Source organism: Flavobacterium sp. GSP6 (assembly GCF_003984855.1).
In the GTDB taxonomy this organism is placed as follows: Bacteria; Bacteroidota; Bacteroidia; order Flavobacteriales; family Flavobacteriaceae; genus Flavobacterium.
In genome coordinates this window covers 60,378-73,137 of sequence record NZ_RYDO01000006.1, presented here as the reverse complement: position 1 = coordinate 73,137, position 12,760 = coordinate 60,378, and the positions used below count along the sequence as shown (strand labels likewise).

Here is a 12,760-nt window from a genome sequence, read left to right as displayed (position 1 = left end):
TTGAAACGAATAGCGGGATTAGCTCCTTGAAAAATAAATATTACTCTTCATCCGGTTCGTTCATGATTTTTTCCCGGTATTTTTTCCCGGTCAATAATACCAGTTTCAATTTGTAATCATCTACTAGCCATTCGCGGTAATTTTTACTGCACTGGCTCAAACATTTTGAATAGCGCTTGATGCGACAATCAATGTCATCATCCAGTTCTTTTCCCAGCGCTTTTGCTTCTTGTAAGGTTTCAGAATTATCCACACACATGGCGGCATGTTGCTCTAGGGATTTTTCTAGCACTACTTTGGAACGTAAATTTTGTTTGATAATGAGTTTGTGTTCTTCATCCACATCAAAGGTTACTACTTCTGTTTTACTGAATTTAGCACGTAATTCCGGTGGCATGCTGTATTTAAAATACAATTCTATTTCTGTATCGTCTCGTAAGTTTTCCAGGTAAAACTCCGGAGATTTAAAGATATGCTGCCAGTTTACCGGCTCACTCCACAGGCCAAATCGGGCGGCGTTATTCCCTAAATCGATCACATTGAAAATGTCTTTGTTAGGTAATTTTCTGGAACCACGACCGATCATTTGGTAATATAAGGTCAACGATTTTGTTGCTCTGTTCAGGATTATGGTCTCTACGGTAGGCTCATCAAAACCGGTAGTAAGAATTCCCACTGATGTCAATATGGCATCAGGTGTATGCTTGAACCAATGTAAAATATCTTTTCTTTCCTCGTTATTACTGGTGTTATCTAAATGGCGAATGGCATAACCGGCTTCTCTAAACGTTTCGTATACATATAAGGAGGTGTTGATCCCGTTATTGAAAATCAAGGTTTTCTTGCCTAATGATTTCTCCGTGTAGGCATGCAATAACTTTTCCTGCATGGCCATATTGGTGTACAAATCATCAGATGATTTTACGGTATAATCGCCATTGATCCCTACTTTCAGGGAGGTCAGTCCCACATCATAGCTATAGGTAACTGCTTTGGCCAAAAAGCCATTTGTAATCAAGGAACTAATGGTGTCTCCTACGATTAATTCATCGTAGCTTTCATGCATTGGCAATTTGATATTTGAGCTTAAAGGTGTTGCGGTTACCCCTAAAATAAAAGCATTTTTGAAAGAGCTCAATAATTTGCGAAAGGAATTGTAATGTGCCTCATCAATGATTACCAATCCTACATTATCTAAATGCAGTTTTTCATCGTTGATTCGGTTTTTTAAAGTTTCCACCATGGCTACAAAACAGGAATAATCGTTTTGATCCGGAAGTTCTTTTACTTTACTGTTGATAATTTTGTTTTTCACATCAAAACCCTTCAACATTTTTGAGGTTTGCTTGCACAACTCAATTCTGTGGGTCAAAACAACTACTTTTTTATCATGTTGCGATAAATAACGGCGCACAATTTCAGAAAAAACCACTGTTTTTCCACCACCGGTGGGCAATTGGTATAACAAATGGTGTTGTGGCGGTGCATTATCAATGCGCTCAAAGATGGCATCTATATCGCCTTTTTGGTACGCATAAAGTTCTTTTTTGTCTTCTATTTCTATTTCTAAAGTGTTTTGGGACATTGCTTATTGTTGGGTTTTTGCAAAAATACGCCTAAAAAACAGTTTAAGTATCAATTTTTATTAAAAATAAACGGAATGATTAAATAAATTTGAATTATGTGAGGATTTAATATTCTAATCGTTCTAAAATGGCATTAAATTCTGGTTCATTGTACCATTTTTGCAAAATAGTTTCAGTGTGTATGGCACTAATTCTGGGTTTAAAATCAGTAAGTATTCCATTTGCAATCAAGAAAACAACGGCTTGCTGAAAGGAATTATACATGCTTTTGAAAAATAATTCTTGCTTTATATCCTGTTCTGATGAGAATGTTTGTGCTATTTCAATATTGTAAAGCATTACATCCGCAATTACAAAAGGATCTACTCCCAAAAGCGTAAAGTGCTTAATGTATTTTTGGGCAACGGAACGCCTCATTTTAGGTTTGCTACGCCTTCCGGATTTTTTCAGAGGATAATATTCATTGGAAATTTTGAGTTTGCATTCCTTCAAAAGCGTTTCTTCTTTTGGATTAAAAACAAAATCATAATAGACTTTTACAGAACTGAATTTCTCGTACAATTCGAGTATTTGCTCTTCGAGTTGTTCTTTATTCAATTCGGCTACATATTTTTTTAAATCTCGTTTGCTCATTATCAAAGTTTAAGATTACAAAAGTAATTTACTTTAGGAATCAATGCGTGGTAAATCAATGATAATCCTTAATTTTGTCAATTATCACTTAAAAAAAAATAAATGCTTAAGATTTTTAAGGTTACAGCAATAGTAGAAGGTATATCCGCCTTATTGTTATTTTTCTTTGCTATGCCAATGAAATACATTTTTAATGATCCTATTTATGTCAAACACATTGGAATGGCTCACGGCGTATTATTTACTGCTTACATTATCTTGGCAACAATTTTAAAGTTTAGTGAAAAGTGGAATTTTAAAAAGTATTTTATCATTTGTATTGCGTCAATTCCTCCTTTTGGGACTTTTTACATAGAAAAGAAATACTTGCGAAATGTATAAATTAATAGAAAAAATATTCACTTTTCTATATCTAGTACTCAGGAAATGGGGCTTAGGGAACAGTCTGGCTTCTTATTTTAGCTTGGTGCTGAACATTATTGTTTTGTGTGTATTGGCGTATGTCATCTACGTAATTTTTAGACTTGTTTTAGTTACTATTATGGCCGTTATTGCCCAAAAAACCAAAACCAAATTTGATGATTTGCTGGTAACTAACAAAACGGCTAAATACATTGCACATTTAATTCCACTATTGTTTATTTACAAATCTGTTCCAATAATTTTAGACCGATTTGAATATTGGGAAGGCTTTTTTGGGAAATTGGTTGGAATCTACATCATCATTCTGATTTTATGGATTATACGAACTATTTTCAATGCGTTACGTGATTATTTAAAACTAAAACCAAGATACAGCGACAAACCTATTGACAGTTTCATTCAGGTAATCATGATTATGTTGTGGGTAATTGGAATTACATTAATCATTTCAAAATTATTTGAGATTGATAAAAAAGAGCTTTTAACTATTTTAGGAGCTGTTTCAGCGGTAATCATATTAATTTTTCGAGATACCATTTTAGGTTTTGTATCTAGTGTTCAAGTATCCATAAACGATATGGTTCGAATTGGCGACTGGATTACGATGGATAAATTTGGTGCCGATGGAGATGTCATCGAGATCAATTTGGCAACGGTAAAAGTTCGAAATTTCGATAATACCACAACCACAATTCCAACCTATAGTTTGAGTTCAGATTCGTTTCAAAACTGGCGCGGAATGCTGAATTCAGATGGCCGACGCATCAAAAGACACATTCTGATAAAAACAAGCAGCATTCGGTTTTTAGAGGAATCAGAATTAAATGACTTAAAAAAAATTCATCTAATATCGGATTATATAGGCACTCGCAAATTAGAAATAGACGACTATAATTCTAAACATAAAATTGACAAATCCATTGCTATTAATGGGCGAAATTTGACAAACTTAGGTTTATTTCGAAAATACATCACGGAATACCTGTTCAATTATCCAGGATTAAACAAAGACATGTTGATGCTTTGCCGTCAGTTACAATCAACTTCCCATGGTGTACCGCTTGAGGTTTATGCCTTTTCACATGACAAGCGATTTGAAAACTATGAATACATCATGTCGGATATATTTGATCACATCATTGCTTCCATAAAATATTTTGATTTAGAAATTTTTGAAACAACTGCAGAAAGTGAATCTCAGGTTTAATTTTTTTACTTAAAAAGTATAAATGCACTTCGTATCAAATTAATAATCTGTTTTTCACATATTCAATTGCTGTTTTTCCATGTGCCTTAGGTTTTCCATCCGCATCTAAGTTAACCATTGTGGTGTGATCAATTGTAATGATAGTTTCGCGTGTCATCATATTTCGCGCCTCGCATTTCAGCGTGAGTGAGGTTGTGCCAAATTTTAAAACATCAATTCCAATTTCGACAATATCACCTTGTCTGGCCGAACTTCGAAAATTGATTTCCGACATGTATTTGGTTACGATTCTGGTATTTTCTAATTGAATTATGGTATACAAAGCCAATTCTTCATCAATCCAAGCTAATAATTTACCGCCAAATAAAGTTCCGTTAGGATTTAGATCTTCGGGTTTTACCCATTTTCTAGTGTGAAATTTCATGTTTTTTCTTTATAAATGTAAAAATACGTATTCTTGACGCAATTTTATTTAATTTTAAAGAAAAAATATGAATGCACGCGATACTTTTTTAAAAGAATTTCGAGGACAAACAATAGGTTCCGTAACCACACAATCCACAACAGAAGAATCATTTCAAAATGAGGTGTTACGCCCCATTCTAAAGTTGCAAAATGACTTATTTGCAGCATCCTTCCTCAATTATGTCAACAAAAATAAAATTGATTTCTACAGTTATACACTTGATAAAAAAGTATCCGTCATGGAAAATGCAATCCAGAAAGACATCAAGTTTAGAAATTCTCTGAAAGGAATGATCATTGGTTTATTTACAGCCGATGAATATGCTGCTTATGTACAAAACTCCTCCAATATCAATAAAAGAATGATGAGTATGCTTGTAGAACGATTAAAAAGTCATGTATCACTGTATGAAATTAATAAAAGCAACTAGCGCTATTTCTTCCTTATTTTAGAAATTTAGGGTTCTCTAATCAAATAGTAATTATAGGAAAGATCCTAAGGCTTATTTTAGGTCTAAAAACCTTATAATTAAAAATATAGAGCTTTTAAAACACGTTGCCTTGTTGTTTATAATTTAAAAAACGGCTCTTTATTCATCCAAATTTTACCATTTAGATCCAATTTATTAATCCTAATCTTTTTTATAATAAATATGGGTTAAGTATAATTTTATCTGCTTTTTGTGTTATTTTTTTCATTATAATTGTTAAAACTAATTTCATGAAGGAAGAGTATTTCAAATGGCATTCCCCTAATTTAAATAGAGAGATAGAAATGTTGGTTTTTGGACATGCCGGATATCCTGTAATTGTATTTCCTACTTCTATGGGGAGTTACCATGAAAATAAAGATATGGGATTGATTGATTCTGCAAAATGGTATCTGGAACAAGGTTTGATCCAAATATTTTGTCCTGATAGCATTGATAAAGACAGTTTTTACAATAAAAATATATATCCTATAAATCGTATAGAAAACCACGTCAGGTACGATAAAATGATTTGTCACGAAATCGTTGAAAAAGTAAAGAACAATACCTCCTCAGGCAGAGTGGCTCTTGCCGGTTGCAGTTTTGGCGGGTATCATGCGGCAAATTTTGCTTTTAGACATCCTGGTTATGTAAGTCATTTGTTTTCTATGAGTGGCGCTTTTAATATCAAGAGTTTTATGGATGGTTTTCATGACGATGATGTGTTTTACAACAGCCCGGAAGATTATTTACATGGACTTAATGATCCGGAATTATGGAAAATGGATATTGTGCTTGGGACGTCTAATTGGGATATTTGTTTTGATGCAAATTTAAAACTAAGTAAAGTGTTGAGCGATAGAAACATTCATCATTGGTTGGATATTCGTCAGGAACGAAAACACGACTGGCCGGTATGGAACGAAATGTTTCCACATTATTTATCCAGAATAAATTTTTTTTAAAATTATAAACATATCAAGATGAAAAAAATTGGAATTTTATTTGGAATGGAAGATACATTTCCACAAGCCTTCATAGATCGTGTCAATTCAAAAAACGAAAAAGAAATCATAGCTGAAGCTGTGGTTATTGATAAAGTAGTTCAAAATCAAGACGGAGAATATGCCGTAATTATTGATCGCATTTCGCAAGATGTCCCTTTCTATCGTGCATATTTGAAAAATGCTGCTTTAACAGGGACAAATGTGATCAACAATCCTTTTTGGTGGAGTGCCGACGATAAATTTTTTAATAACGCATTGGCCGATACTCTGGGAGTTCCGTTACCTAATACGGTACTTCTCCCATCGGCAGAACATCCTACGGATACGACTGGAAAATCATTCCGAAACCTAAAATACCCAATGGATTGGGAAGAAATTTTTCATTATATTGGTTTTCCAGCTTATATGAAACCCTATGCCGGAGGTGGCTGGAAAAATGTGTATCGATTAGAAAATGTCGAAGAATTTTGGGAGAAACATAAGGAAACGGGGCAACTGGTGATGATGCTACAGGAAGAAATTGTTTTTACAGAGTATTTCAGAGTCTATTGTTTGGGTTGCAAAGCCGTTAGGATTATGCAATACGAACCCAGAAATCCGCATCATTTGCGTTATGTACTTGATGGGCCGCCTGTGGATAAAAAATTATTAGCTACTATTAAGGATTATACTTTACGTCTTTGCAAAGGATTGGGTTATGATTTTAATACGGTTGAATTTGCAGTCCGTGATGGTATTCCCTATGCGATAGATTTTGGAAATCCAGCACCAGATGCTGAATTAACTTCGGTAGGTGCAGAAAACTTTGAGTGGGTTGTAGAGGAAGCAGCAAAAATGGCAATTGCTGCTGCAAAAAAACAGAAATCCGGAAAGATGAATTTGACTTGGGGAACATTTATGAAAGATGCAGTAAAATAGTTTTCAGTCACAGTATTCAGTAAACAGACTGTAAACTTTGACTGCGACTGAACACTAAAACAATAATTATGTTAAAGAAATTACCTGTTTTTACCCTCGGTGTAGAAGAAGAATATCAAATTATAGATCCTGTAACCAGAGATTTACGGTCGCATTTATCCAAAATTGTAGATGGTGCGAAGATCATTTTGAATGAGCAGGTAAAGGCTGAAATGCATCAATCTGTGGTCGAAGTGGGTACCAATATTTGCAATAATGTGAATGATGCCAAAAATGAGATTCGGTTTTTACGTTCTAAAATCGTTGAATTAGCGGAAAAACAAGATCTTATTGTGGGGGGTGCCGGGACGCATCCTTTCTCGAAATGGCAAGATCAACCGATAACTGATGATCCTCGCTATCACGATATTGTCAATGAATTGCAAGATGCAGCACGTTCTAATTTAATTTTTGGAATGCATTGTCATGTAGGAATTGAAAATCGGGAGATTGGCTTGCAATTAATGAATCAGGCCACATATTTTTTGCCGCATATTTTTGCGCTTTCAACGAACTCTCCTTTTTGGGAGGGAAGAAAAACAGGCTATAAATCCTTTAGAACAAAAGTTTTTGACAAGTTTCCAAGGACAGGTTTGCCGGAATATTTTGATTCGGTGAGTTCGTATGAGAATTATTTGGATACATTAATAAAGACTAATTGCATCGATAATCCAAAGAAAATCTGGTGGGATTTACGGTTGCATCCTTTTTACAATACGATTGAATTCAGGATTTGTGATATGTCATTGACAGTGGATGAAACCATTTGCATTGTTGCTATTATTCAGGCAATTGTAGCTAAACTCTACAAATTGAACATGAACAATACTAGCTTTAATGTGTATCGACTGGCTTTGATAAAAGAAAATAAATTTCGGGCGGCACGTTACGGAATTGAGAATAGTATGATCGATTTTGGTTTGCAAAAAGAAGTAGAAACAAAAATGCTTATTCTGGAACTGCTTGATTTCATTGATGATGTGGTGGATGAATTAGGAAGTCGTGCTGATATAAATTATGTCCATGAAATTTTAAAAAACGGTACCGGTGCTGATAAGCAACTGGCTATTTTTCAAGAAACGGGCGATCTTTCCCGTGTGGTTGACTTCATAACAGGAGAATTTACGAAAGGATTATAAAATATAAAGTACCTTTGTTCATTGTTTTTTAAAAAAAAGTATGTCTAATAAAATTATAAAAATAGCCCTTCTGGACATGTACAATGGTGAACCCAACCAGGGAATGCGATGTATTATTGATGTAGTCAATAGGTTTAGTCCCGTTGTTAGTTTTGAAATATTTGATGTTCGGGGAAAATGTGAATTGCCGGACAAGAATAAATTTGACATTTATATTTCAACTGGAGGACCTGGAAATCCCTTAAGTGGTGATGGAAACTGGGATGTAAAATACTATGAATTTATCGATTCCTTGAATAAATGGAATACTGAAAATAGTATTAAAAAACATGTTTTGTTCATTTGTCATTCTTTTCAAATGGCGTGTTTGCATTTTGGATTGGCTACGGTTACCAAACGAAATGACACTTCTTTTGGGGTGATGACCATTCATAAAACCAAAGAAGGACTTGTGGATCCCTTGTTCGAGGGATTAGGAGACCCTTTTTATGCGATAGACTCCAGAGACTATCAAGTGGTTCAACCCAAGTTAAGTATTTTTGCGAAAAAAGGAGCCAAAATTATTTCATTAGAGAAAATTAGGGATCATGTACAATACGAACGCGCAATTATGGCCGTGCGTTTTACCGATTATTTTGTGGGTACTCAATTTCACCCGGAAGCGGATCCCATTAGTTTTGTTTCTCATTTAAGAAATAAAGAAGCAAAGGAAAAGATTAAGAATATGAAAGGAAAAAAGAAGTTCAGAAACATGCTGGAGGATTTATTAGATGATGATAAAATATACAGAACTAATGAAACTTTGATTCCTAATTTCCTTCGAATAGCAATTAATGACTTGCTAAAAACAAAGAAGACACTTTCTAATTAATACGATTTCAAAATGATTTCAAAATATCGGAAGTTATTTAATACTCAATTTACAGAAAAAAAATATCAGGAATTCAAAGATGATATTGCTTCCGATTTTAATTACCTGCCTACTTTCCGGTTAGGCGAAACCCCCTTTTTTATTTCGAAGGAGCTTAAAGCACAATTGATTGAAGGCTGTAATGATGTTATAGCTTTCATTCAGAAAAACGACTTTAAATCACTTACAAATAAATCATTAGAGCTAAATAATACTGTTCCTAATGAGGATGAACATACTACCTTTTTAGCAATTGATTTTGGAATTTGTGAAGAAGACGGAGTACTTATTCCAAAACTAATTGAAGTACAGGGATTCCCCTCTTTGTACAATTATCAAATGCATTTGTACGAAAAATTTAAAAATCATTATCCATTTCTTAACGAATTAACTCCATTTATTAATGCTATTGAACCACAGGAATATCTTACTATTTTAGAAGAAGTGATTTGCAACTATCATCCAAAAGAAAATGTTATTCTTCTTGAAATAGAACCCGAAAAACAAAATACCAAGATTGATTTTTATTACTGCAAAAGAGACATTGGCATCCCTATAGTTTGTGTTACTGAACTCATAAAAAAAGGAAAACAACTGTTTTACAAAAATGCAACAGGCAATGAAATATTGGTAAAAAGAATTTACAATCGGGTTATTTTTGATGAATTGGATTTGAGAACAGATTTAAGACTTAATTTTAGTTTTTCAGATGATTTGGATGTGGAATGGGCGGGACATCCTAACTGGTTTTTCAGAATCAGTAAATTTATTTTACCTTTCTTAAAAGGAAAATATTGTATTGAAACGACACTATTGAGTGACTTGGCAGTAATTCCTCAGGATTTAGAAAACTATGTTTTGAAACCGCTTTTTTCTTTTTCAGGAACGGGCGTTATTTTTCATGTCACAAAAAAAGATATTGAAGCCGTTGTAGATAAAGAATTATATATTCTTCAAAAAAAAGTAAATTATCTTCCTATTGTACACGCTCCTGAAGGGAAAGTAAAAGCTGAAGTCCGAATCTTGTGTGTTTGGAAAAAAGGTGATGCCGTACCTACTCTACTCTGCAACTTAGTCCGCTTAAGCCGTGGCGAGATGATTGGCGTGAAATTCAATAAAGATAAAGATTGGGTTGGTGGCACTTTAGGTTTATTTGAAAGGTAGATAATACTTCCATTTTGTAACATTCAAAAAATTCCATTTTTTAGCGGGTTGCACATTTAAATTACTTCCTATTTTTAAAATATAAAAACTTCTTTTTTACTACAAAACAGGAAATATATAGTAGATTATTTGAATGGTTATTTAAGTAATACCGTCATTTTAACACATTGAAATGGTGTGAAAAGAAAATACAGTTATATTTTATAATTAAAACCTTGTTAATTTTACATTAAAAATAATTTAAAAATCGTTTTTTATTCTTTTTTGCTTCTTCAAACATTTTTTTTTTCTTGATTTAATTGATTCCAACTGCTGTTTAATGAATTTTTGAAAGTGATTCCCTTAATAATTTGAAAAATATGGAATTATTCAATATTTTAACATAAAAAAAATTAACCTGTTTTTTTTTTCTTTATTATTGTAATGTTATAATAAATTAAGAAGAATCAATAATTTTAATAATTAGCAAATGAATAGAAGAGAAGCACTTAAAAGCGTTGCATTTTTGATGGGAAGCGCAATCTCAGCAACAACAATGGGCGTTTTATTTGAAAGTTTTACTTTGCCTGAAAAAGAAAAAAATAGCGTGTCTTTTTCTGCTGCAGATGAAGAAATTTTGGCTGAATTTGCCGATATCATTATACCTACTACAGCCTCTTCGGCAGGAGCAAAAGCTGCAGGATTGGGTGCTTTTATTCCAATGATTATTAGAGAATGTTATCCTGCAAAAATGCAAGAAATTTTTGCTTCCGGGATGCAGGAAATGCAAGCAAAATGCGTTAAAGATTTCAATAAGAATTTCTTATCAATGTCAGTTGAAGAGCGTCAGCAATTAATGACTTCATTACGAGATGAGGCAATTGCAACTGATAAAGCACCTTCATTCTTTTTGATTGCTAGAGATTTAACTCTTCTTGGCTATTATTCTTCAGAAATAGGTTGTACACAAGCACGCGAATACCTTCCAGTTCCGGGACGCTACGATGGTAGTGCAGACTACAAACCCGGACAAAAAGCTTGGGCAACCAACTAATTGTTACTAGAACCTTTTGTTATAAACTATTTTATTAAATAAAAAATACTACCCGTGAATATAAATACCAATTTGAAAGAGGAAAATACGTATGATGCTATTGTTGTAGGATCTGGAATTAGTGGTGGTTGGGCTGCAAAAGAACTTACCGAAAAAGGATTAAAAGTTTTGATGTTAGAACGCGGAATGAATATTGAGCACATCAAAGATTATGAATCGGCCATGAAAGCACCATGGGAATTTGAACGCGCTGGCAAGCTTACCGAAGAACAAAAAAGAACCCATCCTGTTCAAACAAGAGATTATCCATACAATGAAGCTACCGAAAAATGGTGGGTGAATGACTTGGAATGTCCCTATACAGAAGACAAACGTTTTGATTGGTACAGAGGATTTCATGTGGGTGGAAAATCTTTAATGTGGGGCCGTCAAAGTTACCGTTTTAGTGACCATAATTTTGAAGATAATGCCAAAGATGGTCATGGAAATGACTGGCCTATTCGATATAAAGACCTTACCAAGTGGTATGATTATGTAGAGAAATTCGCAGGAATAAGTGGGCAAGCTGAAAATTGGCCCCTATTACCGGATGGTAAATTTTTGCCTCCAATGGATTTAAATTGTGTTGAAAAATCAGTTAAAGAAAGATTAGAAAAACATTATAATAAAACCCGTATTCTTACAATTGGTCGTACTGCTAACTTAACTGTACCCCACAAAGGGCGTGGCAGCTGTCAGTACAGAAATTTATGCAGTCGAGGCTGTCCATTTGGCGCCTATTTTAGCACCCAATCTTCTACACTACCTGCTGCAATGGCAACCAATAGATTGACCGTGAGACCCTACTCTATTGTGAATCATATTATTTATGATAAAGACACTAAAAAAGCAAAGGGTGTTATGGTTATTGATGCAGAAACAAATGAAACCATGGAGTTTTATGCTAAAATTGTTTTTGTAAACGCATCCACCTTAGGATCAACATTCCTTTTATTAAATTCAACTTCAGAAGCGCATCCGAATGGAATGGGTAATGCCAGCGGACAATTAGGCCATAATCTTATGGACCATCATTTCCGTTGTGGTGCAGAAGGAACAGCTGAAGGTTTTGAAGATAAATACACGTACGGAAGAAGAGCTAATGGTATTTATATTCCAAGATATCAGAATGTAGGTGGTGATAAACGAGATTATTTAAGAGGTTTTGGGTACCAAGGAGGTGCCAGCAGAGGATCTTGGCATAAAGAAGTTGCCGAATTGGCTTTTGGTGAAAACTTTAAATCGACTATGTCATTACCTGCTGATTCCTGGAGTATGGGATTAGGTGGTTTTGGAGAAATGCTGCCGTATTACGAAAACAAAGTGTACATCGATCATAGCAAAAAAGACAAATGGGGACAACCAGTTTTAGCTATTGATTGTGAATACAAAGAAAATGAAGCAAAAATGCGGGAAGATATGATGAATGATGCCGCAGAAATGCTGGAAGCATCTGGAATCAAAAATGTGCAAACCTATGATAACGATTGTTATCCTGGAATGGCTATACACGAAATGGGTACTGCCAGAATGGGTAATGACCCCAAGGATTCCGTTTTAAATAAATGGAATCAATTGCACGAAGTTAGTAATGTATTTGTTACCGATGGTTCTTGTATGCCTTCTATTGCGTGTCAAAATCCATCATTAACATTTATGGCTTTGACGGCTCGTGCCTGCGATTATGCAGTAAAAGAATTAAAAAAAGGAAATATTTAGGTTCATCA

General features: G+C 34.1%; 13 protein-coding genes. 10 read left to right on the top strand and 3 right to left on the bottom strand.

Translation table 11 applies throughout. The features are described from left to right. Window positions 1-40: 40 nt before the first annotated feature. Together EKM03_RS08055 and EKM03_RS08050 are read right to left on the bottom strand one after the other, a co-directional pair. Window positions 41-1,585: a DEAD/DEAH box helicase gene (locus EKM03_RS08055; RefSeq protein ID WP_126451635.1), complete on the bottom strand. Its 1,545-nt coding sequence runs from the start codon at window positions 1,583-1,585 to the stop codon at window positions 41-43. A gap of 106 nt (window positions 1,586-1,691) precedes the next feature. Beyond that, window positions 1,692-2,219 carry a DUF6155 family protein gene (locus EKM03_RS08050; protein ID WP_126459631.1) on the bottom strand — a complete coding sequence of 176 codons (528 nt, stop codon included), beginning with the start codon at window positions 2,217-2,219 and terminating at the stop codon, window positions 1,692-1,694. 102 nt (window positions 2,220-2,321) lie between these two features. Between EKM03_RS08050 and EKM03_RS08045 the strand changes: the two genes are divergently transcribed. Both EKM03_RS08045 and EKM03_RS08040 read left to right on the top strand, forming a co-directional pair. Then, window positions 2,322-2,600 carry a DUF3817 domain-containing protein gene (locus EKM03_RS08045; RefSeq protein ID WP_126459634.1) on the top strand — a complete coding sequence of 93 codons (279 nt, stop codon included), beginning with the start codon at window positions 2,322-2,324 and terminating at the stop codon, window positions 2,598-2,600. Beyond that, complete coding sequence (locus EKM03_RS08040; RefSeq protein WP_126459637.1) at window positions 2,593-3,849, top strand: mechanosensitive ion channel family protein; 1,257 nt, start codon at window positions 2,593-2,595, stop codon at window positions 3,847-3,849. Before EKM03_RS08045 ends, EKM03_RS08040 begins: the two co-directional genes overlap by 8 nt. 34 nt (window positions 3,850-3,883) lie before the next feature. Here EKM03_RS08040 and EKM03_RS08035 read toward each other — a convergent pair whose 3' ends face one another. Beyond that, entirely contained in the window at window positions 3,884-4,273 is a 390-nt protein-coding gene (locus EKM03_RS08035) for an acyl-CoA thioesterase (protein WP_126451631.1), read from the bottom strand. Window positions 4,274-4,340: 67 nt separating this feature from the next. On the opposite strand from EKM03_RS08035, the gene EKM03_RS08030 reads away from it, so the two are divergent. From EKM03_RS08030 to EKM03_RS07995, 8 genes are all read left to right on the top strand, one after another. Continuing rightward, window positions 4,341-4,745 carry a glyoxalase gene (locus tag EKM03_RS08030; protein ID WP_126561575.1) on the top strand — a complete coding sequence of 135 codons (405 nt, stop codon included), beginning with the start codon at window positions 4,341-4,343 and terminating at the stop codon, window positions 4,743-4,745. Window positions 4,746-5,035: 290 nt separating this feature from the next. Continuing rightward, window positions 5,036-5,749 (top strand): esterase family protein, encoded by a 714-nt coding sequence (locus EKM03_RS08025; RefSeq protein ID WP_126740156.1) that lies wholly within the window; start codon window positions 5,036-5,038, stop codon window positions 5,747-5,749. 18 nt (window positions 5,750-5,767) lie between these two features. Next, window positions 5,768-6,709, top strand: a complete 942-nt coding sequence (locus EKM03_RS08020; RefSeq protein ID WP_126740155.1) for a RimK family alpha-L-glutamate ligase — start codon at window positions 5,768-5,770, stop codon at window positions 6,707-6,709. Between the two features lie 68 nt (window positions 6,710-6,777). Beyond that, a complete protein-coding gene (locus tag EKM03_RS08015; RefSeq protein WP_126740154.1) occupies window positions 6,778-7,887 on the top strand; it encodes a carboxylate-amine ligase in 1,110 nt (369 codons plus the stop codon). A 40-nt stretch (window positions 7,888-7,927) separates the two neighbouring features. After that, window positions 7,928-8,758 (top strand): type 1 glutamine amidotransferase, encoded by an 831-nt coding sequence (locus EKM03_RS08010; RefSeq protein ID WP_126740153.1) that lies wholly within the window; start codon window positions 7,928-7,930, stop codon window positions 8,756-8,758. A 12-nt stretch (window positions 8,759-8,770) separates the two neighbouring features. Next, a complete protein-coding gene (locus EKM03_RS08005) occupies window positions 8,771-9,961 on the top strand; it encodes a hypothetical protein (RefSeq protein WP_126563761.1) in 1,191 nt (396 codons plus the stop codon). Between the two features lie 469 nt (window positions 9,962-10,430). After that, window positions 10,431-10,994 (top strand): gluconate 2-dehydrogenase subunit 3 family protein, encoded by a 564-nt coding sequence (locus EKM03_RS08000; protein WP_126451624.1) that lies wholly within the window; start codon window positions 10,431-10,433, stop codon window positions 10,992-10,994. Window positions 10,995-11,048: 54 nt separating this feature from the next. Next, window positions 11,049-12,752 carry a GMC oxidoreductase gene (locus EKM03_RS07995; protein ID WP_126451623.1) on the top strand — a complete coding sequence of 568 codons (1,704 nt, stop codon included), beginning with the start codon at window positions 11,049-11,051 and terminating at the stop codon, window positions 12,750-12,752. Window positions 12,753-12,760 lie beyond the last annotated feature (8 nt).